The organism is Corallococcus sp. BB11-1, assembly GCF_026626625.1.
In the GTDB taxonomy this organism is placed as follows: Bacteria; Myxococcota; Myxococcia; order Myxococcales; family Myxococcaceae; genus Corallococcus; species Corallococcus soli.
Window position 1 is genome coordinate 353,426 of record NZ_JAPNJY010000028.1, and the last position, 25,584, is coordinate 379,009.

General features: G+C 68.4%; 13 protein-coding genes and 1 pseudogene. 6 read left to right on the forward strand and 8 right to left on the reverse strand.

Annotated elements, in window-relative coordinates; all coding sequences use genetic code 11:
- The first annotated feature begins 21 nt into the window (after window positions 1-21).
- The 3 genes from OV207_RS22885 to OV207_RS22895 are packed head-to-tail and all read left to right on the forward strand — an operon-like array spanning window position 22 to window position 16,135.
- Window positions 22-900, forward strand: coding sequence for a peptidylprolyl isomerase (locus OV207_RS22885; protein ID WP_267557218.1), 879 nt, complete (start codon window positions 22-24; stop codon window positions 898-900).
- Window positions 897-15,647 (forward strand): RHS repeat-associated core domain-containing protein, encoded by a 14,751-nt coding sequence (locus tag OV207_RS22890; RefSeq protein WP_267557219.1) that lies wholly within the window; start codon window positions 897-899, stop codon window positions 15,645-15,647. Before OV207_RS22885 ends, OV207_RS22890 begins: the two co-directional genes overlap by 4 nt.
- Window positions 15,648-15,658: 11 nt before the next feature.
- Window positions 15,659-16,135, forward strand: a complete 477-nt coding sequence (locus tag OV207_RS22895) for a DUF4265 domain-containing protein (protein WP_267557220.1) — start codon at window positions 15,659-15,661, stop codon at window positions 16,133-16,135.
- 143 nt (window positions 16,136-16,278) lie between these two features.
- On the opposite strand, the pseudogene OV207_RS22900 reads toward OV207_RS22895, so the two are convergent.
- The 4 genes and pseudogenes from OV207_RS22900 to tnpA form a co-directional block, all read right to left on the reverse strand.
- Window positions 16,279-16,443: pseudogene (locus OV207_RS22900) on the reverse strand (ISKra4 family transposase); the annotation flags it as partial.
- Between the two features lie 74 nt (window positions 16,444-16,517).
- Window positions 16,518-18,032, reverse strand: a complete 1,515-nt coding sequence (tnpC, locus tag OV207_RS22905) for an IS66 family transposase (protein WP_420715256.1) — start codon at window positions 18,030-18,032, stop codon at window positions 16,518-16,520.
- A gap of 58 nt (window positions 18,033-18,090) precedes the next feature.
- The gene (gene tnpB / locus OV207_RS22910) at window positions 18,091-18,456 is read right to left on the reverse strand and encodes an IS66 family insertion sequence element accessory protein TnpB (protein WP_267557222.1); all 366 of its coding nucleotides are present in this window, start codon (window positions 18,454-18,456) and stop codon (window positions 18,091-18,093) included.
- Between the two features lie 4 nt (window positions 18,457-18,460).
- Complete coding sequence (tnpA, locus tag OV207_RS22915; RefSeq protein WP_267557223.1) at window positions 18,461-18,775, reverse strand: IS66 family insertion sequence element accessory protein TnpA; 315 nt, start codon at window positions 18,773-18,775, stop codon at window positions 18,461-18,463.
- Window positions 18,776-18,918: 143 nt separating this feature from the next.
- Here tnpA and OV207_RS22920 point away from each other — a divergent pair, with 143 nt between their 5' ends.
- The 3 genes from OV207_RS22920 (at window position 18,919) to OV207_RS22930 (ending at window position 21,565) form a co-directional block, all read left to right on the forward strand.
- On the forward strand, window positions 18,919-19,389 hold the full coding sequence (locus OV207_RS22920; protein ID WP_267557224.1) for a hypothetical protein: 471 nt from the start codon (window positions 18,919-18,921) through the stop codon (window positions 19,387-19,389).
- 306 nt (window positions 19,390-19,695) lie between these two features.
- On the forward strand, window positions 19,696-20,520 hold the full coding sequence (locus tag OV207_RS22925) for a pirin family protein (RefSeq protein ID WP_267557225.1): 825 nt from the start codon (window positions 19,696-19,698) through the stop codon (window positions 20,518-20,520).
- 94 nt (window positions 20,521-20,614) lie between these two features.
- Window positions 20,615-21,565, forward strand: a complete 951-nt coding sequence (locus OV207_RS22930; protein ID WP_267557226.1) for a LysR family transcriptional regulator — start codon at window positions 20,615-20,617, stop codon at window positions 21,563-21,565.
- A gap of 56 nt (window positions 21,566-21,621) precedes the next feature.
- Here OV207_RS22930 and OV207_RS22935 read toward each other — a convergent pair whose 3' ends face one another.
- The 4 genes from OV207_RS22935 to OV207_RS22950 are packed head-to-tail and all read right to left on the reverse strand — an operon-like array spanning window position 21,622 to window position 25,582.
- Complete coding sequence (locus OV207_RS22935; protein ID WP_267557227.1) at window positions 21,622-22,431, reverse strand: hypothetical protein; 810 nt, start codon at window positions 22,429-22,431, stop codon at window positions 21,622-21,624.
- Complete coding sequence (locus OV207_RS22940; protein ID WP_267557228.1) at window positions 22,428-23,138, reverse strand: DUF4956 domain-containing protein; 711 nt, start codon at window positions 23,136-23,138, stop codon at window positions 22,428-22,430. The genes OV207_RS22935 and OV207_RS22940 overlap by 4 nt, the downstream gene beginning before the upstream one ends.
- A gap of 5 nt (window positions 23,139-23,143) precedes the next feature.
- Entirely contained in the window at window positions 23,144-24,856 is a 1,713-nt protein-coding gene (gene tmk, locus OV207_RS22945) for a dTMP kinase (RefSeq protein WP_267557230.1), read from the reverse strand.
- Window positions 24,857-24,862: 6 nt separating this feature from the next.
- Window positions 24,863-25,582, reverse strand: a complete 720-nt coding sequence (locus OV207_RS22950; protein ID WP_193429714.1) for a VTC domain-containing protein — start codon at window positions 25,580-25,582, stop codon at window positions 24,863-24,865.
- Window positions 25,583-25,584 lie beyond the last annotated feature (2 nt).

A 25,584-nucleotide genomic window follows, 5' to 3' on the forward strand; every position in this document is an offset into this window, starting at 1 on the left:
CCTCGCGACCGGAGCACCTCCGTGCTTCACCCGTCTGTGCGAATCACGACCGTCCTCTTTCTGACAGCCGCGCTCGTCGCTGGCTGCCGCGACGAGGACGTGGTGGCCCGGGTGGGCCGCACCGAACTGCGACGTGCGGACGTGGAGGCCTTCGCTTCCCAACGCGCCCCTGACTCCGGTGACACGCAGGCGCAGCTGGAGGCGCTCATCGACCGGGCCCGGCTCGCTGAACAGGCCGAAGCGCAGGGGCTTGATGACCGCCCGGGCTTGCGCGCGCGGCTGGCGGCGGCCCGGCGCGAGGTGCTCGCCCAGGCCCTGCTGGAGGAGCAGCTGAAGGACGCCACCCAGGAGCAGGCGCTGCGTGCGCGCTTCGCGTCCTCGAAGGAGGCCCTGTCCCGCCGGGAACTCCACGTGCGCCACATCATGCTCCGCCTGCCGCAGGGGGCGGACGAGGCTGAAAAGCGCCGGGCCCGGGACCGCGCCAACCTCCTCTACGCTCACCTGTTGGGCGGAGCGTCCTTCGAACAGGTGGCGCGCGAGTCCAGCCAGGACGAGGCCACCGCGCCGCGCGGCGGGGACCTGGGCAGGGTCTTGGAAGGCCAGGTCCACCCCTCCTTCTTCGAAGCCGCCGCGGCCCTGAAGAAGGACGAGGTGAGCAAGCCGTTTGAGACGCCCTATGGCCTCCACATCGTCCAGGCGCTCGCGCCCGTGGAGACGCGGGTGCCGTCGTTCGAGGAGGCCCGGGGACGGCTGGCGGCGCAGTCGCGCCGCGAGGCGGAAGACCGGTTGATGAAGGACCTGCGGGAGCGCGTGTCGGTGGAGCGCTTCCCGCAGGCGCTGCGTCCGCTGGAAGCGACCCCGCCGGATGCGGGCAGTCGGGTGGGGGAGGAGTCGCGATGAGCGGGCGGAAGCAGGTCTGGGGGCTGTGGGCAGCGCTGCTGCTGACGGCGGTGGTGGTGGGATGCGACAAGACGCCGGAGCGCCCCGTCGAGGTCGCGGCGGCGGCCCCCGTGGCCTCCACCCGCGTGCCTCTGTCCGCGGCGGAGCTGGCGCCCGCTTGCAATGGCGTCATCGAGCAGGCCGTGGGGCCGGCGTGGCGCGGTGGCACCCTGGTGGTGCAGGGCGGCTCGCCGGGGACCTCCTCCTTCACGGGGACCCTGGGGGAACCCGCCCTCGTCGTCGTGCAGAACGGCGATGCGCGTGGCGCGAACGAGGTGACGTCCTCGGAGGTGACGCTCAACGGCGCGGTGCTGGGCGGTGTCGCCACCGGCACCCCGCTGGCCGTGTACCGCGTGGCATTGCAGGTGGCCAACGAGCTCTCGGTGACGGCGACCGGCGGTGGCGCGGTGCGGGTGTCCGTGGCACCGCTGGGCGCGTTGCCGTGCCAGGTGGTGAACTCGGGCTACCTCCAGGCCGGAGCAGCCACCCCTTCGTGGGCGGCGGACTTCGCGCCGCCCGGGCAGGGCACGGTGGGCGTGCTGGTGGTGGACATGGTGGGCCCTGATGCGGATGGCGCCGTCGTCCTCAATGGCGTGGACATGTTCGCGGGTCTGACCGGGGCGCAGAAGCGCGCGTTCGCGGCGAAGGTGCCGCTGGCGGCCACGAACCACCTGGCGCTGACGGTCCTGGGCGGCCCGGAGTCGTCGGTGCGCGTGGCGCTGTTCGATGCGGACACCCTGCCCTCCATGTTGAACGTCCTGGAGCCGGAGCCGGGCGCCTTCTTCACCAGCTCCCCCATCTCCGTGTCCGGCCAGTTCGGCGTGGACAGCAAGAGCGTCGTCATCAACGGCGTGTCGGCCGCCCTGTCGGGACAGAGCGGATTCCACCTGGACGTGCCCCTGGTGGAGGGCGTCAATGCCGTCACCACGGTGCTCCAGGACTCCTGCGGCAACACGACCCGCGTGTGCCGTCCGGTCGCGCTCGACAGCCAGGCGCCCGTCCTCACGCTGAGCGGCGTGACGGAAGGGGAGATCACCCGGGGGCCCGTCACGCTCTCCTGGCAGGCGACGGGAACCGACCTGGCGTCCACCTCGGCCACGCTCAACGGACAGACGGTCGTGAACGGAGCGACGGTCTCCCTGGAAGGCTCCTACGACTGGCTCGTGACCGCGGAGGACGTGGAGGGACGGGTGGCGAAGAAGCGGGTGCGCTTCCGCCTCCAGCTCACCGGCCCCACGATCCAGGTCGCGGGTGTCATCCCCCACAAGCACTACCCGGGCACCGTGACGCCCATCGTGACGGTGCAAAGCGACTACCTGGAGACCACCGCCTTCACGCTGGACTTCGTGGGCTGGCAGAACGGCACCCCGGTGTCCCTCCCGGGACCGCACACGCTCCACCTCGTCGCGAAGGACCGGGCGGCCAACTACGGCATCCTTGAGGTCCCCTTCACCATCGACCTGACCTTCCCGAACGTCACGCTGGCGGGCGTGCCGGAGGGGGCGCACCGCAACGTGCCGGTGGAGGTGACCTACAGCGCCACGGACCTGTACCTGCGCGAGGACGGCGTAACGGCCCGGCTCGATGGGGCTCCGTTCGCCAGCGGAAACACCATCTCCTCCCCGGGGCCCCACACGGTGGAGGTGGAGGCCTTGGACCTGGCCGGCAACCGGACCGTGAAGTCGCTGCACTTCACCCTGGACTTCACGCCGCCGGCCATCACGTTGAGCGGCCTGCCCGCGACGAGCCCGGTCACCACGTCGGTAACCCCCGCCTTCACCCTGGTGGAACCGAACCTGGCGTCGGTGAGCGCGACGTTGAACGGCGCGCCCTTCCTGAGCGGCACGGAGGTCACGCTCGACGGCGTGTACCTGCTGGAGGTGACCGCTGAAGACCTGGCCGGCAACACGGCGTCGAGCGTTGCTTCCTTCAGCATCGACCGCACCGCGCCGGTCATCACGGTGACGGGCGTGGCGGAGGGACAACACGTCAACACGCCGGTGACGCTCGCGTGGACGGTGGAGGATGTGCACCCGGGCACCGTCACCGCGACGCTGGACGGCTCGCCCTTCACCAGCGGGGGCGTCGTGGAGGCCCCGGGCGCCCACACGCTGGTCGTCACCGCCGTGGACCAGGTGGGAAACAGCGCCCAGGTGCAGCGGACCTTCTCCCTGGACACGGCACCCGTGGTGCCCAGCATCCAGTCGCCGCAGAACGGCCTGGTGACGCGTGAGGCGCAGGTGGAGGTCGCGGTGTCCGTGACGGACCCCGAACAGGTGGTCCGCGTGGAGGTGGGGGGCGTGGAGCTGGTGAAGGGGACTGGCAACGTGTGGCGACGGATGGTGCCGCTGAACGAAGGGCCCAACCAGCTGGTGGTGAGCGTGCTGGACGCGGCGGGCAACGCCTCGAGCGCGAGCGTGACGGTGCTGCGAGATTCGATTGCCCCCCAGCTCGTGGTGACGAGTCCTTCCGTCAACGCGCGCATCGGCGCGCTCTCCGTGAAGGTGCGGGGCACCGCGACGGATGCCACGCCGATGGTGCTCACGGTGAACGGTGCGCCCGCCCCCCTGGCGCCGGACGGCACCTTCGAGGTGACGCACGCGCTGGCGCAGGGCGCGAACACGCTCCTGCTGAGGCTCACGGACGCGGCGGACAACCTGGACGAGGAGACGCTGCAGCTGCGCGCCAACTCGACGGCGCCCTCCCTGTCGTTGACGGCGCCCGTGGACGGACTGGTGACGGAGCAGGGCTCGGTGACGGTGCAGGGGAGCGCGTCGTCCGCGGACAGCACGGACAGCGTGACGGTGGTGGTGGCGGGCGCGCTGGCCGCGACGTCGTCGAACCAGACGTTCACGCGCACGGTGCAGCTGTCGCCCGGAGCGCAGGCGCTGAAGGTCGTGGCGATGGATGGCTATGGCCTGCGCACGGAGGCCACCGTCAATGTCACGCGCAACGTCACGCTGCCCGACGGAGGACTCGCGGATGCGGGCACGGTGGGGGATGCCGGCACGGGGCTGGATGCGGGCAGCCCGCCGGATGGCGGAGGCAATTCGGCGGATGCGGGCCCGTCCTTTGACGCGGGCAGTGCAACGGCCGCGCCGCTGCTGTCGCTGGAGGCCCCCGTGCAGGGGGCGGTCCTGGGCGGGACGAGCGTGGCGGTGGTGGGCCAGGTGCAGGGTGGCACGCTGCCGTTGCAGGTGAAGGTCAACGGCGTCAACGCCTCGGTGTCGGTGCGCAGCTTCACCCTGTCGATGGCGCTCCCGGAGGGCGACCACACGCTGGACGTGCAGGTGACGGACGCGGAGGGCCGCGCGGCGAACACGTCGCGCGTCATCGCGGTGGACCGCACGAGGCCGACCGTGGTGGTGACGCAGCCGGCGGCGAGTCCGGCCACGGTGACTGAGTCTCCCTATGTCGTGAGGGGAACCGTCGGTGACACGCACCTGGCGGGCGTCACCGTGCAGGGACAGCCCGCGACGGTGCTGGGCGGTGCCTTCAGCGTGCCGGTATCGCTGGTGCAGGGACAGACGGTCGTGGAGGTGGTGGCGGTCGACCAGGCCAGCAACGTGGAGCGCAAGAGCGTCATCCTGAACGTCGACCATGCGCCCCCGCAGGTGTCGGTGCTCTCGCCCGTCAGCGGCAGCGAGTCCCCGACGGCGGTGGTGCATGTGCGGGCGAAGGTGGTGGCCTTCGCCGGGCTGGCGGAGGTGCGCATCGGCACGGGCGTCGCCGCGGAAGAGGCTCCCGGGGTGTACGGGGCGGACCTCGCGCTGTCGCTGGGGGAGAACACCCTCCATGTGCTGGCCACGGACGTGAACGGGCTGACGGGCCGCGCCAGCGTGGTGGTGCGCTATCGGAATCCAGCCACCGAACCGTTGGTCGTCACGGGAGTGCAGCCCCTGTCGGGCGCGCGGGACATCAAGTCGGACGCGCTCATCAGCGTGTCCTTCAACAAGGCCGCGACGCTGGCGTCGGTGCGGCAGGGCTTCAAGGTCCTGAACCAGGGGCAGGAGCTCAAGGGCGGTTACTCGCTGGCGCCGGGTGGGCAGACGGCGAGCTTCATCGCCCAGGCACCGCTGCCCGAGGGCGCGCTGTTGCAGGTCCGGGTGCAGGGCGTGCAAGCGGAGGTAGGGCCCCAGCAGGACGCGGACTTCTACAGCGAGCTCACGGTGCGGCGTCCCCTCACGCGGGTGCGCGGCTACGTGATGGACGACGCCTTCGAGCCGCTGTCCGGCGTGCGCGTCGTCCTGGAGGGCACCTCCGAGTCCGTGCGCACGGGGGCGGACGGAAACTGGTCGTTCATCACGTCGGTGTCGGGACCGCGCGTGGTCCGCTACGAGGGAGGGACGACGTCGGACGGGCGGCCCCTGCCCACCGTGCGCCGGCTCCTGAGCATCACACCGGAGGTGGAGACGGTGGATGCGCCGCTGGCGCTGACCGCCGTGGACACCGCGAGCGCGACGCGGGTGGACACCACGCAGTCGCTGCACGTGGACTTCGCCCAGCGGCACGGCGCGCTGGCCCTTGACGGTCCAGCAGGCTCGCTGCTGTTCGAGGACGGGCGGACCGAGGGCCTGTTGACGGCGACGCGGCTGCGGCCCGTGTCGCTCCCCGTGCGGCTGGAGAACAACGCCACGCCCACCGCCGTCTGGCAGGTGGGGCCCGGAGGCATCCGGGTCCAGAAGCCCGTCCAGTTGCGGTTCCCCAACGTGACGAATCTGGGGCCGGGGCGCTACGTGGTGGTGCTCGCGTACGAGCCGCGCAACCACCTGCTCGCGCGCGCGGGCCTGGCCCAGGTGTCACAGGACGAAGCGTCCATCCAGACGCAGGAGCCGCTCGACCTGCGCTCGGTGGAGCTCGTGGGCTACATGGCCCTCACCGAACAGCAGGACGCGGTGGTGCGCGAGGCCCTGGCCCGGACGGGAGGGCAGGGGAGTGCGCTCCCGGATGGCGGCATGGAGGGGGCGCTGCCCCCGGGAGGGCTGAAGCGTCTGGAGGTGCCGTGGTGGAAGCAGGCCCTGGATGTGCTTGTCCCCGAGGCGCATGCGCAGCTCGTCCTGGGCGTCATGCCGTACCTGGATCAGTACATCCAGAACCTGGTCCCGGCGGCGATCACCGGAAGGCTGCGCGCGCCGCAGGATCAGCAGCTCACCGTCCAGCTCTCCGAAGACCTGACCGAATTCATCTCCATCCCCCGTCAGGTGACGTTCCCCTACGCGCTGCCCGTGTCGCTGCGGGCTTCGCGGATCTCGGATGGCTCCGGCACCGAGCGCATGGATCTGTTCCTTTCGGCGAAGGCCGAAGGGGGGGCGGAAATCTCTCCGCCGGAAGGAGAGTCGTGGGCGGTCAGCGCCCAGCGTGCTGACGACCTGGCGCTGGAGCTCGCGGGCAACGTCGAGCTGATCCCGGGGGGCACCACGGTCATCACGTTCGGTGGTCGGATGGGCAGCGAGCTGCGCACGGTGACGCTCACCGTGCGGACCGTCCCGGTGGCGGACGCGGGCGTGCAGACGTACAGGCTGCACTTCGCCCTGGACGAGCAGGCCAGCTCCGGCGGCCAGGAGCTCCAGTCGGTCGTGCGCTTCCCCGATGTGCGCGTCACGGTGACGGGGCCGGGGCCCACGATGAGTGGCACCACGGGCGCGACGGGCGAATACGGCATCCCCGTCCTGGTTCCGGGAGGCGAAGCCATGGGCATCGCCTGCGCGGACATCCCGATGGGACCTCGTCCGTTGCTGGGGCATGATCCGAAGACGGGCGCGGCGGTCGTCCAGTCGCTGGTGATGGCCAGCTACCCGGCCTGCTCCCCCACCTTCACGGCGTTTTCGGGCCGGCAGACGCGCGCGGACATCCTCGTCGACGCCCGGCTGCTGCATGGCGCGCTCCACTTCGTGGACCGTGAGGGACGTGCGCTGCGGCATGACTGCGCCGCGGAGGACGTCAGTGAATACGACGCGGAGAAGGGCGGCTACGCGTCCATCGCGAACGCGGACATTCCCCGGACGGAGGTCCACTTCTTCCGCGCGGATGACCTGGAGCGCCCCATCGCCCAGTTCACCGTGGGCGTGCCCTACACCGAGTGCGCGGTGCAGCAGCCCGGGAAGCGCGATGCGCAGGGCCACTACGCCCGGGTGCGGATGGGACCGACGGCGCCCTTCAAGCGGGTCATCCGGGAGCGCTGCCTCGAACTCAACCCCGCCATCCAGCAGGACCCGAGCGCACCCGCGCCCGAGTCCGTGGAGGGGGCGGACCGCGCCTTCTATGAGACGGAGTGCCGGGACAACCGCACGAACTTCCTCCGGCTGACGGCCGGGGAGCCGCTGGTGGTCGTGGCGGTGAACCACGCGACGGGCCACACCGGCATGACGCGCATCCAGGTGCCGGCCATCACCCAGCAGCAGCTCGACGCGAAAGGGCGCTGTGCGCTGGATGATGAGCTGGGACCGCTGGTGGTCGACGACTTCGGCAAGCCGGCACGGCTGTCGCGCTGCTCGGTGGCGGCACTGGGCATCAACGCGCCGGTGTACCTCTACCCGCCGGAGATCGACGTGCGGGTGTGGCGCAGCGCGGATTCCGAGGGCGTCCGGCAGGACCAGCCGCCCACCCTTGTGCGCACGGGCGGCGCCGCGACCACGCGGGATACCTACGTGCACCTGGACACGCACTGGCGCGTGCGGACGCTCGCGCCGGTCGAGTGGCGTTCGGAGGATGGGGGCGTGCGTGAGACGCCCGTGGACGCGGGCCTGCCGGAGGATCGGGTCGACGGGGGCACGGCGTCGTGCCGGGAGCCGGGCGCGGATGGCGGCAAGCCGCCGTGCAGCCCGGACTTCCTGCGGGACGAGGGGATCTCGGGGCGGCTGTTGGAGACCTGCTCCGCCTATGGCCCGGGCACGGCGAGTCAGCTCACGAAGACCGTGGCGTGCTTCCGCCAGGGAGACCTGGAGGACGTCCCCGGAGGGGTGCCGCCGCTGGCGGGGCGGGTGGTGCGGGTGACGCAGTCGGCGGTGGAGGAGCCGGCGGTGGCGCAGTTCGGGGTGGTCCCGGGGCGGGGTTCCGCCGCGCTCCAGGCGACGATGCGAATCGTCACGCCGTCAGGACAGCGCATCAACCTGGGCAGCCTGCCCAGGGCCAACTACTACCTGCACGTCGTGGGGCACGAGGTGTTCCCCCGCGACCGGGACGGCGACGGCGTGCTGCGCCCGGAGGAGCGCAACGCGCCCCCGCCCGACTTCACGGAAGCCATCGCCGACCATCCCCCCGGGCTCCCCGCGCGCGCGGTGGGGCTGAAGAATGTCTACACGGGCCTGGATCCGGACGGCTTCCGGGTGCTGCGTTACGACTCCGCCCGCGAACACGAGTTCCAGGTGGTGGACCTCACCGACCCGAAGGTCACCGCGCAGGGCTCGCTCGACTCGCGCGTCCTGGAAGGGGAGAAGGCCGAAGCGGATTCGGACGACCTGGCCTACCAGTTCCTCGCGGAGATGCTGCAGCCAGAGCCCGGCCGGGCCACCACGCCCATTGGCGACTATGTCGTCCGCTTCGGCAGCGACCAGTACGGCGTGGAGTGCGAGCTCGAGGTCACCGCCGAGTCCATCTCCGGCACGTGTGACAACGAATTCATCGACGACGTCCTGGCCGCCAACGACCTGCTGTACGTGGAGCTGTACCTCAGTGGCAACGCGGAGAACGTCCTCTACCGCTTCAACCTGATGGGCATGGCCCCTCGCGTGGACCTGCTGACGGCGGGCAGTGCCTTCACGGCGCAGCGCTCGGTGGAGACAGGGACCGGGGGCACCTCCGTCACGGACCGCGCCATCTCCCTGCCGGCCACCGCGCACTTCGCCCTGGATCCGGGCGTCATCCACACCGGCACGGTGAAGGTCTGCACGTCGAAGGAGTGTGACGCGGGCAGCGTGGTGAACCAGGCGGACGTGCGACTGCTGCCGGATGGAACCTACGACGTGCAGGAGGCCGCCGGAGGCCTGGCCGAGGACGACCTGGAGCAGCAGGAGGAGTTCGGGCTCAACGGGGCCCGGCTCTTCCAGCAGCCGATTCCCGCCCACCTGGTGTCGATGCCAGGCTCGGGGGTGGAGTCAAAGCGCTTCTACCTGCTGCAGGACGTGGTCCTTCCGGAGCCGAGGCAACTGGTCCAGACGCTGGGCCGGCCGCGCGGCCGCTTCGAGGGCGTGAACGCGCGCGCGCCGGGACAGCTCACCGTCCAGGGCATCAACGTGGCGGACGGGCACCTGTCCTTCGAGCACGAGGACTTCTCCGTGCCGCAGCTCGCGGAGGTGGTCCGCTTCGCGCGGACGTACAACAACCAGAGCAGCCTCGTGACCCCCACGGGCGTCGGCTGGACGAACAACTACGAAGGCTTCGTGCAGGAAGAGCGGGTGGGGCGCTACACGGTGGTGGTGGCGGGACAGGCATACGACTTCCCTGACTGCGCCTCCGTGGACGAAGACGCGCGCACCGCGTCCGGCTGCCTCACGGACCGCTCCCACGGCATGGAGCTGTCGGTGGAAAAGCGTGATGGCCAGGAGCTGGCCCGCGTGACGACGGCGGAGGGCTTCGTCTACGAATTCAAGACACGGGCCCGGGGCTTCGAGGAAGACTGGCACCGACGCTGGTTGCTGGATCGCTTCCATGACGGCCACGGGCGGGCGTCTGGGGATGATGGATGGACCCGGCTGACCTACAAGCCCAAGAGCAATCTGGTGGAGACGGTGGAGCGCACGCCGGGACGCCTCCAGCTTCAGATGACCTATGAGGACATCAACACCAGCGACGAGACCGTGGCGTACCGGCTGCGCAACATGGCGCGCAACCAGGACTTCGCGCTGCTGAAGACGGTGGAAGTGCGCGTCAAGGCCTCACAGCAGATGCTGCACCATCTGGATTTCACGCACGACAAGCGCGGCAACCTGCTCACGGTCACCCGGGGCTCCGCGCTGCCCGCGACGCAGGTCTGGGACTATGGCTATGTGCCGCTTCCCACGGAGCTGCGCGGACACGCCCTCTGGAGCGCCTCCAACGAGGTGACGACGGCTCGGTTGATGTTGAGCCCGCCCGCGGGGGGAGCGCCCGTGGTGCAGTGGCAGGCAACGTACGCGCGCGAGTCGCAACAGGGGACGTACCCGCACGTGGACCCCCTGGAGGTCGTCACGTCGGTGGTCGGCACGGGGATGCCCGCGCCGGGCTGGCGCATTGTTTCAACGAGCGCGGAAGCGCGCACCGTCAAGCGCCCGGATGGCGTGGACGTGGCGCTCGACCTCAACGCGTTTGGCAACACGAACGCGACCCATGTGCCGGGGCTGGGCCCGAGCACGGTGCAGTGGGGCAGTGATGTCCGGGGGGGACCGGTACAGGTGGAGGTGTCCGGGACACCCGGTGGGCGTGCGCTGCGCAACACCCTCAACCCCCGTCTCCAACTGGATGCCGTGACGTTGGAGGCCGCGCCAGCGAACAGCCATCCGGTGCCGGGGGCAACGGATGGGGCGCTCTGGTCCGTGACGGAGCGTCAATCCCAGACGGGTCGGGTCCTGGGCATGGCGATGGCCACGGGCCACGGCATGGCCAGCGTGAGCCGGCCGTTGTCGGCCGCTGGCGACCCCACGGGCGTCACGGTGACGGACGCGACGGCGAAGGTCGTCTTCTCGGCGCAGCAGTTCCCGGATCCGGATGGCGTGGTCCAGGGCGGCGAGGATCCGACAGGCAACGCCATCACGTACTCCGGCCACGAGACGCAGGCCTTGGGGCTGCCCCTCGTGGCCACCGTGACGCGGACGCTCGTCGGCGCCGGGGGCCTTGGAAGCTACGAAGTGGAATACGGCTACGACGTGCTCGGCAATCGCACTTCCGAGCGGAACCTGGCGACCGGGGCGCACGTCCAGCTCACCTACGACGCCGTCGGCCGGTTGCTGACGCGCACGGTGGCCGGCACGCCGGCCCAGTCGTGGACGTATGACTATCAGCTCGCCGACGATGCGTTGACCGTGACCCAGACGCTGAATCTAGGCAGGTGGGGACGCAGTCAGTCGAACACAACGGACTACCAGCAAGGGCTCAAGCGCGCGGAGCGCTACACGTACGGGCTGAGCATCCAGTCCGCTGTCGTGGACTACGACACCTACCAGGGCACGCGGCTGATGTCGTTCCTGGACGGACGGGGGAGACGGCATACGCTGACGTACGACAGTGCAGGCCGGGTGACGGGCGAGACGGTGAATGGACAGACGCTCTACTCGAATGAGCTGGACGCGGACGGCAACGTCACCGAAGTCACGAACAGCAGCGGACTCAAGACACGGATTGAACACGACGCCCTGGGTCGGCCGGTGCGGTGGGCGTATGAGTCCAAGGGCGCAGGAGAATCCTGCGACGAGGCATGCCAGTTCGCGGATGTCGAGACGGTGGTGCTGGATGCCGCGGGCGCGGTGAAGACGCGCACGTTCGGCACGCTCGCGAAGCCGCACGTGATGGACTCGGTGTCGGACGCGATGGGCCGTGAGTTGTCTGTGGACAGCAATGCCCAGAGCCATGGTGGCATCCACGTTCAGACGACGTACGACAAGGCGGGCAGGGTGCTGCACCGTCTGGATGTCGAAACAGGCCTGGATGAGACCTATGCGTACGACGATGCCCTGGGCCGGGTGACGCGATACGAGCGCACGGTGCAGTCCGTGAATGGCGTCAGGACGCTGACGGAGACGCGCGCGTACACAGACAGCCCTGACAGCCCCAGCACCATCCAGGTGACGCGCAATCTTTCGGGCGGGACGCCAACGGAGCCCGCGGATCGGGAAGAAGTGCGCACCTATTCAGTGGATGCGCAGGGACGAATCCTGAGCGTGACGGAGACGGTGGACGGACAGCTGTCCGTCCACCTCATGGACTACGACGCGCTCGGGCGCGAGGTCGAGTCGGTGGACCCGTCCGGGCGCAGGACGCGCCGTGAATATGATTCCGCGGGGAACCTGCTGTCCGTGACCTGGCCAGGCAGTGTCATGACCGCCTTCACCCATGACGCGGAAGGCAATGTCCTGACGCAGTCGGGGCCGCGAGAGGATGAGTCGTGGACGTTGACCCACGACGACCTGGGACGGTTGTTGTCGCGCACGTTGAATGACCAGACACCCCCGGCGCAGTGGACCTACGCCTATCCAGGCAATGGCGTCGAGACGGAGACCGAACCCGAAGGCACGGTCATTGCCCGTACGCGCAATGCGCGAGGGATGGTGGAGCACGAGGTCTGGAAGGGAGGATCAAGCGAGGAGCGCTCCATCCGGACCCGCTACGACGGCCCCTGGATGAAGCGGCAGGAAACCCGCGAAGGCGATTCGGTGCAGGTGGTCGCGCGCGACCAGGCAACCGCGATTGACGACCGGGGGCGCACGCGGAACGAAGAGGAGAGCTGGTCCCTGGGTGGCTACAGCTACAAGTACACCACCAGCACGTCCTGGAATGGTCGCGACGGTTCGACCATCGAGTCGTGGTTGATGAACAACCAGGACCAGGGAGGCAGGACGGTCCACGCCAAGGTCGACAGCCTTGGGAACATGGTCCGGCGCACCCAGGCAGGGGCCGAGGACGCGTGGGATTACTATGCGGACGGCAAGCCCCTGCGGACGCAGCCGTTTGGCTTTGGCTCCATGGAGGTGACTCGCTGGGTCTACGACACCAGCGGCCGGGTGAAGGTGATGAGCTTCGGCCCGGAGCAGACGACGTATGCGTATTACGCGGACGGCCTGCTTCGGTCGGAGACCTCACCGGACACGCGGGTGCGGACGCTGACGTACAACGCTCGTGGCCTGCCGGAGTTGGAGACCTTTGGGAAGGCCCCTGACCTCAGCCGCACCCGCTTTGACGCCTATGACAATGCCGGTCACGCCACCGAGGTGCGGCAAGCGTACGGCTCCGCCGATCAAGCTCTCTGGAAATACAAGTACGGTCCGCGGGACGAGCTCCTCCAGGTCACGCCTCCCGGGCTGGGCGACTTCAAGTACACCTACGATGGCCTGGCTCGGCTGAAGCGGATTGAGCCCCCGACCGGCTCCGTCACTCCTGAGGTGACGTACGGCTATGACTTCCTGGGCCGTGAGAAGTTGCGCAAGCGGGGCTCGGCGGCGTGGTCCACGACGTGGACCGACGGCAATCCCGAGGTTCTCAATGAGCTGAGCGAGCGGGTCAAGCGGGTGGTGGATGGCCGCGGCCGCGTGGTGCACGAGAAGTTCATCGCCGGGCCGGCCACGGCGGATGCCTCCGGAGCCTTGCGTGTCTTCAAGGACCTGGACTCGGTCGACTACGTGTTCAACGGACTGGATCAGCTTCGGAGCGCGAAGGAACACCGGGGGCTCACGCAAACGGTGCGTTCGCGGGTCTACGACTCGCGCAACCGGCTGGAGAGCATTGGCAGCGGCGCTGAGACGATCTCCTACGGATACCACGACAGTGGTGCGCTGAAGTTCGTGCAGTCGCCGTCCGGAACGGTGAACTACGACGTGGGGCCACTGCAGCGGCTCAGCCTGGTGACGCTCGCGGACGGCACGGCGTTGAACGTGGAGTGGGAAGCGGGAGGAGGCCGGGTTGCGATGGTCGGCAACGCCGCGCTCAAGCACACCTACTGCCACGACAGCCGGGGCCGGCTCGCCTCCGTCACGCACGATGCACGGCGAGAGAACTGCAATGCCGTGATCGGGTCGCCCTTCTTGCGCTACCGCTACACCTATGATGAGCGGGGCAACCGGCTGACGGAGGTCGTGGACCGGTTCCAGACGGAAACGCCTGGGAGCACCGAGTCCACGCAGTACGGCTATGACGCAGCGGACCGGCTGACGGGGGTGCGATACCCGGAAGGCCAGTCGGTGCTCTACTCGCTGTACAAGGATGGGTCTCGCAAGGCTGAAAAGAAGGTTACGGGCTACGCCGGGGCCTTGAGCGAGGCAGGCTTTGAAGCCGCGTCCCAGCCGCAAGAGCATCTGGCGTATGTCTATGATGCACTGGGGGGCTTGAAGGAGACCCGGAATGAGCTGTCTGCCGGCGCGGTCGTCACGCAGTACCAGACCGACCGAGCGGGTCGAGTGGTGCGCGAACAGCGTGGAGCCCTCACGAAGTTGTTCCACTTCGATGCCGCAGAGCGGCTGGTCGAAGCGGAGTGGACGGAAGGCAACCAGCAGCGCCAGGTGAAGTACCAGTATGACTTCGCGGGTTTGAGGCGTTCTCGCACTGTCGACGCTGCCGTCACGAAGTACCTGTGGAGTGGCGAAACACTGGTCGAAGAGCACCTGCCGAACTCTACCGACGTGCTCTATCAGCGCGGTGCAGGCCTCACGGTAGCGGTTGGCTCGGAGCGCATCCTCCAGGATGGATTGGGCAGCGCCGTGGAGCGCGTTCCGTCCAGCGGAACCGCGACCCAGCATCGCTACGATGCGTGGGGAAATTACCGTGAAGGAAGCGGTCCGACGTCGGCCCAGGCCAGCATTGGGTATACCGGACACGCATGGGATGCAGAAGCAGGACTGACGTACGCACAACAGCGTTGGTATGACTCCAGGACAGGACGCTTTCTGTCCGAGGACCCTGTTGGTGCATTGAATTATCTGGACGTGCCCACGGGAATGCAGGCGTGGCTGTATGGAAATTCCAATCCTCTTCGGTATACGGATCCAGACGGCCGTCAAGCCGATATGGGGAGCTTTGGTGGCCAGTTCGGGTCTTCGCTTACGCTGCCTTCCCCGGAGGATATTGTAGGTCAGGGATTTGCTTGGTGGTTTCAGTATTGGGGAGGCGGGCAGCAAACATCTGACGCAAGTGGTCATGTCGCTTGGACACCTCCTCGAGACGGTGTCGGCGGAGCATTTGGAGGCGTGTACCGCGTCTTCTCATTCCGCCTTGTTCCGATGGAGTCAAATCCATCTCGGAACAGCGTTGCAGGTGCGGAGAGTTCAGCGGGGCTGGTGCCTCTTCTGGATTCGGGCCAGCGAGTTGTTTCGGGAACGACCGTAGCTGGATCTGAGGCAAGCCGGATTGAATCTGGAATTCAATTCCTGGTTGAGGTGGGTCCGTTCGCGCTTCAGTCGAAAGATACAGTCAAATCTGCGTCGAAGGCATTGGGCGAGACGTTTGCTGAATTCAATTACTTCAGTCGTTCGCATCCGTCATTTCTGAGGAGCCAGCGCGGCCATATAGACATCAAGCCTTGGGGGGCGGGTGGTGCCACTGGTCAGCGTATGCTTGTTGGCGTCAGGCGAGCCAAGGGTGACGGGAAAACGATTGATGTCATTGCTAAGTCGAATCCTATTAGGCCTGCACGAGAACAGCCTGTTGGCGGTAAGGGCGTTGTGTTAAAGGACGGTGAAGGTGCGACTGCTGCCGAGGTTGCTGCAAGCCGAGGAGGTCCTACTGCTGGGGCCCGGGGTTCGGAGGAAGGACATGCCCGCGCTAGGGAACTGGTTAGGCGGGCTAAGTCTAGTGGTGGTGGCAAGGCGAAGTATCAATGTTGGCGCTGTGGTCAGGAGTCTGTGAATCCAGATGATATGCATTTGGGGCATAGAAATGTGCCCGCTTCGGCTGGTGGAAATCTTGAGGAGGTCAATACATGTCTTGAAGGTGCCGCCTGTAACTTGTCTGCGAATAATCGTGGGGAAGTTACGCCTGGAATGTCCTGTGCTGAACGTGGAAGCTGTGGGGCCCCGTATGGTCGAAAGTAGGATGTATGTCAGTGCAAGTTGAGTTGCGCGTGCGTGGTGTGCCGGAAGTTCCTGATGTGACTGAGGATGTGCCTGTGGAGGTGATGGGAGAGAATCGATTTCGTGTGTTGCTTTCTCCTGGAATGGTTGAGGGACTGGCGGCAGGTGATGAATTTGAGGTGATTGATGAGAAGAGTCGAGAGTTCAGGGTCTTGAAAAGAGGAGGGAATTTTTGCGTCTGGTATTTTTTTCCGGAAGAGGAGATGAATCGTGGCTCTGAATACAAGTTGTTGCGAGAAAGAATTGCTGAAATAGGGGGGCGACTGGATGGTGGCGGGAGCACGACACTTATTTTTACTGTGCCAGCAGCATCGGGCTTTGATCGGATTGCGGATTTTTTCGATGAGGCTGTCCTGTTGGTGAAGGGCGCGAGTTGGCAGTTTTCGAATGCGTACGATCCGATTTTGAGAGTCCCCCTTCCTTGGTGGAGCCGTGAAGTCAAAGGTTGATATGTGAACCTTCAATTCTGAGGAATACCCTCATCTGAATCAGATGAGTCCGAAGGCATCTCGGAACACGGCGTTCCTGCGGACGAGTTGCCCGAAACGCGCCACTGCGCAATCCGGATGGAGAGGAACTGGCTCCCATCCGATCAGGCTGCGGCCTGAATGCGGCGTTGCAGAGGGGCGAGCGTGAGATTCATGGGGGAGTCCCAGCGTTCGCTGAGCATCAGGGAGCGGAGGTCGAGGACATGCTGGCCAGTCGTCTCCTTCCATCGGCTGCCGGGTCGCTTCATGCGCAGACCCACCAAGGACTGTAACCGTCCGGCGAACGACGTGCCGGATCGCTTGAAGACGGACGGGAGGCGTGCTTGGCGAGCGGTGCGATGGATTAAGACGCGAGGCGTTGGGATGCGTCGGCTGCGCGCAGACGCTTCCATTCGTGCGGCAGCAGCTCCCCGATGCGAGCGTTCGGGTGCGTCTGGACACGCAGCAGCACGTCGGCGAGGTAGCCCTCGGGATTGACGCCGTTGGCCTCGCAGGTGGCGACCAGCGCGTAGAGGCCGGCGAGGTTCTCCCCTGCGGCCTCGTGGCCGACGAAGAGGAAGTTCTTCCTGCCCAGGGCCGCCTTTCGCAGCGCCGCCTCGCTGCGGTTGTTGTCCAAGGGCAGGCGCGCGTCGGAGACGAAACGGGTGAGGGCGTCCCACTGTTTTCGAGCGTAGGAGAGGGCCTGGCCCAGCGGCCCCTTCGGAGGATGGAGCGGCGTCTGCTCCTCCAGCCAGGCGCGCAGCGCGGCGAGGATGGGCGCGCTGTGCCGCATGCGCAGCTCGCGGTGGGCGTCGGTGCGCACGAGGCCCGCGTCACGGGCCTGGGCCTCCACGCGGTAGAGGGCGAGGATGAAGTCCAGCGCCACGCGGGCCTCGGGCGCGGTGGGCAGCGCGTCGAAGAAGCGGCGGCGCACATGGGCCCAGCAGCCGACGCGCACACGCCCTTCGGGCAGCGTCACCGCGTTGTAGCCCGTGTACGCATCCACCACGAGGGCGCCCCGGGTGCCGCCCAGTACGCCTTTCGGCGTCGTGCTGGCCCGGCCCAGCCTGAAGCGGTAGCCGATGAACCACTCGCCCCTGGGCGTCTGGGTGAGGAAGGTCCAGAGGTAGCCTTGGCGCGTCTTCTTCACGTCCAGCACGCGCAGGGGCGTCTCGTCAGCCCACACCACCTCGGCGGTGGCAATGACTTGCAAGAGGTGCGAGGAGAGCGGCAGCAGCACCTGCGCGGACTGATGGAAGAGGTCCGTCAGCGTGCTGCGACTCATCGGGACTCCGCCCCGCTCCACGCGCTGCGCCAGCCGGTGCAAGGGCATCGCGTCGGCGCACTTCGACGTCACCACATGCGCCAGGAAGCCCGGGCCGTACTCGCCCCGGTCCACCACCCTCGCGGGCGCGGGCGCGGGCGCCGTCACCACGCCCTGGCCGCACGCGCATGCGAGGACTTGCTGCACGTGCACCTGGCGCTCGAAGAAGGCGGGCACGTACTCGTACAGCACCGTCCGGCGCCCCTCACCCAGGGGCTTCAAGTCCCCGCCGCCGCACGTCGGGCAGTGGCGTGCCTCGGGGGGCACCGCATGCTGCACCTCGCGCGTCGGAGCCTCCTGGGCCTTGCGCGCTGAGCGCTCGCGCCGCTTCTCCAGGGCCGCAGCCACCCGCGCCGCTTCGTCCTCGGGGCTCGCGGCTTCCTGCCGCAGTTGGCTGGCCACCGAGGGCATCCGCTCGGCTTTCCTGCCGAAGACGTGGCGTTGCAGCGCCGCCATCTGCCCTTGGAGGGTGGCCAGCTCTCCGCCGATTCGGCCCACCTCGGCTTTGAGTTCCTCGGCTTCTTCCCGCCAGGGGCAGAAGTGGTTCTGGGGCAGCACGCGGGGCACTCTTAAGTAACGCCCCACCCCGGGGCCCTGGTGCGCCCGGCCCGTCTCAGCTGCCCGTGCGGCCGGGCGGCGTCCAGGCGGGCTGCCGCTTCACCTCGGCCACGTCGATGCCGTCCAGCAGCATCGCCAGCTGCGTCGAGTCCAACTGCACCGCCTTCGCCTCCGCGTCCACGCGCGGCAGGCGGAATCTTCCCGTCTCCAGCCGCTTGTAGAGCAGCACGAAGCCGCCCCGGCTCCACGTCAGCACCTTGATGCGGTCGCCCCGCCTGGAGACGAAGGCGAAGAGGTGGCCCGAGTAGACGTCCTCGCCCCAGGCCGTGCGCACCAGCGCCATGAGGCCATCAATCGACTTGCGCATGTCCACGGGCTCCGTGGCCAGCACCACGCGCACCGACGCGGGAAGCGCGAACACCGCCTCACCGCCCCAGCGCCGCGACGAGCCGGGCCATGTACGCCACGTCCGTCCCGACGGCGAATCGCACCCGCGCTCCGCTTGCTGCCACCACTTCCAGCACGGATTCGGATGTCTCGGGGGCCGTCGCCACCTGCACGGGCAACAGGCGCACCGGCTCGGCTCGCGCTGTCGCGGCCCGCCGACGCCGGTACACCCAGGACTGCAACGTGCTCAACCTCACGCCCCGCGCCAACGCGAACTCCCGCTGCGTCTGGCCGCTGGCCTCGAACGCTTCCGCGATGCGCTCCCACTCCGGCTTCTCCACCTGCTTCGACATGCCCACCAGCGTCCGCCGCTACCGCCACCCCGGCAATCCCTCACGGCACGTCGTTGGCCGGACGGTTACGGAGATGCAGCACTTGCAGCAGTTGCTGGAAAGAAGTGGTGTCGAAACCTCAAGGATCCGGTTGGATGGCGAGCATGCCTGAACTGCCGAGAGCATCCATGCGGGGCCTCTGGCTGGCTCTGTCCCTGGAGCGGGTGACGAGGGCGCAGACCCTGTGGAGGGAGGGGATCCCATTCACGGAGTGCGCCTTCGTGCGCATCGCAGTCGACGGGGAACCACTGCATGACCGCCCGCGGTTCCGCGATGCACTCGTCGTGTTCGAGGAGCTGGAGAAGAGCGCTGAGGCCTCCGGGCGCTATCTGATCTTCACGTGTTCCTGTGGAATCGCGGAGGACGGTGGGTGGGAAGGGGTGGAAGTCGAAGTGAGCACCTCGACCATCACCTGGCGCCTGGAGGCGGAAGGTGAATCGTTCCATTTCGTCTTCGAGCGAGACCTCTACGTGTCAGAGATTGAAGCGCTCCGGAAGTGTCTGGCGCAGGAAGCGCTTCCCCTCCAGCCCCTGGCTGTCACCTTTCCGGCGCACTTCCGGCGGGAAATCCAATGAGTCTGAAACGGATCAAAAGTGTGCGGAGCGACTGGAGTTCAAACGCGTCTTCCTTGAGCGAGGGTAGGAATCGGGAGAGGCGCGGCTGACACCCCTGCCGGGTCTACCGGAGGAGGTTTTCAGTCTTGATGCGAGGGTTGATGAGGATTGCAGCGCCTTGTGAAGGTCGCGGCTGGGCTTTGGGTGTTGTCGCTGGTCTCCCGCCAAGTCACGAGCCAGACGCAGAAGCCCCCTGCTCGATTTCGATGACAGCGTGTCGCCCGTTCGCGAGTTGCCTCGGCGGGCCCCGGCCACAATCCTGTCCGCATGCCTTCACACCTGCGTGTCCCGCTTCGTGAACTTCGTGAGCCTGGCTTTCGGGTCGTCGGTATTCGCGGCGCGATTCGTACCGGCCACGTGCTCCATGTCGACCGCTTCCGGATGACCGAGCCCGTCATTCCACCGCATCCACACGCTGGCTTCTCGGCTTTGACCTACGTGCTCCCGAACTCGCCAGGCTCAATGATGAGCCGAGACAGCCATGGCGAGCACCGGGAGATCCCACCGGGGGCGCTCCACTGCACGACGGCGGGCCGCGGAATCGTCCACGAAGAGGTTCCGTCGCGCCGGGGCATCGAGTCCCACGGCCTTCAGATCTTCTCGAAGCTCCCGCGCGAGCGCGAGCAAGTGGCTCCGGAGGTGCAGCACTACGGCCCGTCCGAGCTGCCCATTGTCGAGCGAGATGGCGTCACCGTGCGCGTCATTGCTGGCGCATATGAAGGTCACGTCTCTCCGCTGCGATTGGATCCACCGACGACGCTCCTCCACCTGGAGGTCACCCCGGGGGCATCGCTCACGCTGTCGCTTCCATCCCATGACGCCTTCGCGCTCGTGCTCGACGGGAGCGGCAGCATCGAGGCCAGTGAGGTCCAGGAGTCGGACGCGTGCGTCCTCGTCCCCGGCGAAGCACGCATCGAGGCAGCCGGACGCCTGCGCCTACTCGTTGGAGTGAGCCCGCCACTCGACGCGCCCGTGCATTGGGCGGGCCCTTTCTGCTTCTTCGCCCCCGAGCGTCTCGCCGAGGCGCAAGCGCGCTATCGCGCTGGGGAGATGGGTGGGCTGGAATCCACGCATCGGGACATCGGGCCATGAAGTGTTCTCCCGCCTGAGCGGCAGCCGCACATTCGCGTCCGGCTGACCCAGGCCCTGTGTGTCCTCGATGACGAAGTTGATAGAAGGAGCCTCCATGTCATCGAAAACGCCTGCGCTTGCTCCTGCTCTCGATTTGAATGGGCTTGCTCGCTTCGCGGCAGTGGTCGAGCACGGAGGTTTCAGCGCGGCCGCCCGGGTGCTCGGTCTGCCGCGACAGGTGGTGCATCGCAGCGTGGCCGGGTTGGAGGCGACCGCGGGCACGGCGCTGCTCGAGCGCAGCGGCGGTCGCGTGCGTGTGACCGATGCCGGGCAGCGCCTATGGATTCACGCCGCCGCCATCCTGTCCGAAGCACGGGCTGCTCGGGCGAACATGGCGGCGGCGCGAAGCCGCCCACGCGGCCGGCTGCGCCTGACCGCGCCGCATCTGTTCGCTGAGCATTTCCTGGGTCGCCCGATCCAGGACTTCCTGCTCGCGTGGCCGGATGTCGAAATCGACGCCAGTCTCACGGTGGCCAGGAACAACCTGATCCGCGAAGAGCTCGACCTGGCGATTCGCCTCGGGCCTCGACCGAGCGAGCCCGGGTTCGTGGTGTCGCTGGGAACCCTTGGGCAGACGTGCTGCGCGTCGCCAGCGTACCTCGCGCGTGCCGGCACTCCAACGAGCCCGCATGAGCTGGGAAACCACGCGCTGGCGCTCTACGGCAGCGCGAACGCCCAACCCCGCCTGGAGTTCCAGCGGCGCGGTGAATCGGTCTCGGTCGCGGTTCGCCCGCGTCTGCGAATCGACAGCGCGCGTGTGGCCCTCTCGGCGTGCCGTGCAGGGGTGGGCATCGCATGGCTGCCGGAGTTCCTCTGCGCGGACGAACTCGAGAGCCGTTCGCTGGTGCGCATCCTCCCGGACTGGGAGTTGCCGCGCGCGCCGGTCTGGGCGTTCTCGGTCGTATCCCTGAAGCGCAACGCAACGCTGCGAGCTTTCGTGGAACTCGTGCAAGCGCACCTCTCCACGTTCGAGCAAGCCTTCGACTCTCGCACGCGGAACAGGTGACAAGGCCCGGGCTGACGCTCTCGTTGCGTCAGGCCCAGGCCCAACCCCCATCAGCCCTACGGCTTCTTCACATCGAAGGAGACCAGCTCCTCCGTCCGTTCCCCCTCCTCGCGGACCTTGCCCACGCCGGGAACGAGCCAGTACATGCGCTGCTTCTCCTCCTTCACCTCGCCGTTCTTGTTCAGCTTGTCGCGCTGGACCTTCACGGCGTTGGTGAACGTGCCCGCGGGCGTCGTCACCGTCACGTCCTTCGCGAGCACCTTCCAGACGTAGGTGGGGTCCTTCCCCTCCGTCCCGCCCGCGTCATACGTAATCAGTTCGCGCACCGCGTCCTGGTGCTCCCAGGGCACGGAGGCCGGCGCCATCGCCAGCGACTTCATCATCGCCGGGGACCAGGTCGTGGCCCTCGTGCGCAGGCCGTCCGTGAGGTCCTCCTCGCGCAGGCGCACCACCAATCCGTTCGTCAGCTCCAACTGCCAGGAGTTCTCCTCGTACACGGTGCCCGTCGTCGCCGTGCGGTCCTGCTTGCTGTGCACCTTGACGGCCGTCATCTGGGTCTCCGGCACCGTCTCCGGCCCCAGCACCGTCACCGTCTTGTTGAACACCCCGCTCACCGGGTCGTCGATGCGGTAGGTCCACGTCGAGCCCTGCGTCAGCGGCCACAGCTTCGTGAACTCCGCCTGCTGATTCTCCCCGTCGGTCTTCGTGCCGCCCGGCTGCACCGCGTCTCCCGGCAGGTCCACCGTGCCGTCCGGATTCGTCGTGGGCGCGCCCGGGTCGTTCCCCGTGGGCAGGCTTCCGCTACCCCCACACGCCGCCAGGGAGCCACACGCCGCGAACAGCACCGCCAAGTTCCTGAACTTCATGCCATCTCCTCCCGCGCGCCCTTGGCGCTCACCGACGTCCACCGCAATCCCCGCAGGGATGCCCCTTCCGTCTTGCCCAACGCCGCCGCCAGTGTCCCGGGCTCCGGCTCTTCCACTTCCAATTCCAGGCGCCTCGCGGAGAAGTCCAACGCGCAGCTCTTCACCATCACGTTGCGCTCCCCCAGCGCCTTGCGCAGCGTCGCCTCCGCGCCCACCAGGTCGTCCGACTGCGCCGACAACACCAGCCGCTGCTTCGCGCCCGCCGTCGGCGCCGCCTTCTTCTCGAACAAGTCCAGCACCAGCAGCAGCACCATCACGAACACCGTGCCCACGCTCGCCAGCACCAGGTTGCCGTGGCCGCACGCCATGCCCAGGCCAATCACCAGGAACAGGATGGCCGCGTCGCGCGGGTCCTTCAGCCCCGAGCGGAACCGCACGAAGCCGCCCAGCCCCACCAGGCCGAACGCCTTCGCCACGCTGTCGCCAATCACGGCCGTAATCACCGCCGCCGCCGCGCAGAGGAGGATCTGCGCCTGCACCATCTCCGACTTCGGCAGCGGCTTGCCCATCACCAGCCGCCAGGGCCGCGACGACAGCAGCGCTCCAATGAGCGCCGCCGCCAGCAGCCGGGGCAGCATCGACGCCATCGACAGCGACTGAAGCTCCCGCTCCACATCCTGGAACATCGTCGCGAACGGACCTTCCATGGGCGTCATGCCTCCTGCCGTCCCATGTCCGCCGCGGCCGGCTCCACGCCGGGCCGCGCCGCGCGCCCCGCCTGCTCCAGCGCCCGGGCCTGCGCCACCACCGCATAGGCGTTGCGCAGCACCGGCAGCTTCCCGTCCTGCTCGGAGAGCACCCGCTCCAGCAGCGCGCGCGTCTCCGCCACCAGCGGCAGCCCGCGCATGGAGGACACCACCGTCGCCGGCCACCGGCGCGCCGCCGAGGCCCGCAGCTTCCACGCCCGCGGATCATCCATCCCGTCCACGGAGTCCAGCGCCTCCTTCGTCTGCAGCGCCCCGCGCTCGCGCAGCTCCCACGCCCGGGGCGAATCCACGCCGGTGAGCGAGCGCAATACCAGCTTCAGCGCGCCCTTCTCCAACTGCTCGCGCAGGCCCAGCGCCAGCGGCGTCTCCAGCCCCGTGGTGCTCTTGAGCACCGCCAGCCGGTCGTGCCTGAGCAGCACCTCGCGCAGCGCGTCCGCGCGCTCCGTGGCGAGGCCGCCCAGGCTGCGCGCCACCTCCGAGTACAGCTTGCGCTGCATGCCCGCCTCGCGGACCACCCAGGACTCCTCGCCATCCACCCCGGCGAGCCCCAGCAGCACCGCGCCCAGGTGGCCATCCCTCATGCCCCGCTCGCGCAGCGCCCACGCCTCCGGCGCGTCCTGGCGCTTGAGCCCCTCCAGCACGGCGGCCGGCGCCTGTGCGTACAGCCGCTGCCTGAGGGCGTGCGAGCGCGGGGAGGTGACGAACCCCAGGCCCTCCGCCACGTCCACCGGCACGCTCGCCGCCAGCACCTCGCGCAGCGTCCAGGCCGTGTCGTCATCCAGGCCCACCAGGCTGCGCGCCACCAGCCCCGGCAGCCGCTCCGCGTACGCCAGCCGGCGCTGGTGCGCGGGCAGGCCCGGGATGCCATTGAGCAGCCACACGGCCAGCTGCGGCTCGCGCGCCTCCAGGCTGTCCAGCGCGTGGAAGAAGCGCTGCTCCACGTCGTCCACCGACGGCATGCCCGGCATGGGCAGGGCAGGGGCCGGCACCAGCCGCTGCACCGGCTGCTCGCGACCCTCCAGCCGCGCGACGACGGCCTCCACCAGGCGCTGCTCCAGCACGCGCAGGGGCTGGTCGTTGTTCTCCAGGATGATCCACCGCGCGGGGTCCTTGCGGGCCTGCTCCAGGAAGGCCTCGCGCACGCGCACCGCCAGCCCCGCGCCCACCAGCCCCTTGCGGCTGTCCGTGTCGTTGGCGCGCCCGCTCTGCACCTTGCCCAGCCGCTTGCGCAGCCGCGCCAGCTCCGGATCCACGTCCACCAGGATGACCAGGTCCGGCCACAGGCCCTGCGAGGCCAGCTCGCACGCGGGCAGCAGCGCGCCTTCCTTCAGGCCCCGGCCCCCCGCCGTCAGCGCGAGCTGCGAGTACAGGTAGCGGTCGGTGATGCACACCTCGCCCCGCTTGAGCGAGGGCGCGATGATCTCCTCCAGTTGCTGCGCGTCCCGCGCCAGGTTCAGGAAGAACTCGGCGCGCGGCCCCATCTCCAGCAGGCGCGAGTCCCGCGTCAGTTCACGGATGCGCCGCGCCGTGGGCGACTGCAGTTCGCCGCCTTCCCGCGCATGCGCCACTTTGTAGCCCAGCCGCTTGAGCCGCGCGGCGAGGAGGTTGGACAGCGTCGTCTTGCCGCTGCCGTCGATGCCTTCGAAGTCGATGAACACGGTGCCCTATCCCCCTACAACCCCAACCCCGGCCGAAGCGAAGGCATGCACCCTCGCCATTCCTTCCGCGAACTTGCTGTAGGCCGGCGCGCCCCCCGGATTGAGGGCCGCCAGCCACTCGGGCAGTTCCGCCCCGAGGTGCTTCACCTCCACCACCACCCGCGAGTCCTCCCACACCGGCAATCCCAGACGCTCCACCGTCAGCGCGACCGGCGACAACGCCAGCTCCGGCGACACCTGGTGGAAGCCGATGCCCCGGTCCACCGTCACCCGCCACGCCTGTGACACCTGATACACGTGCCGCCGGTACGTCACCGCCAGCACCGGCATCAGGCTGCCGCCCGCGATGAGCGGCAACAGGCTCACGCCGCCGCGAATGGCCCGGCCCAGCTCCGCGCGGGGCACCCACACCCGGCGCTTCTGCGTGAGCCCGCCGCGCTCGCGCTTCACCTCCAGCACCACGCGCTCGCGGCCCGCCGCGCCCACGTCCGGCGAGTACTCCTTCGTCCTCACCTTGATGCAGTTGTCCGGCGTGAGCACCGCGCGCTCCGCCAGGGGAAGCCCCGGCTTGTCGAAGTACACCGACACGATGCGCGTGGGCGGTGGCAGGCACCCCCCCAGGTCCTGCGACAGCCGCGTGCACACCGCGGCGGCCTCGGTGCCCTCCAGCACCACCTTGAATTCACGGCGCAGCTTGGTGACTCCGCCTTCAGCGAACGAGAGCATGG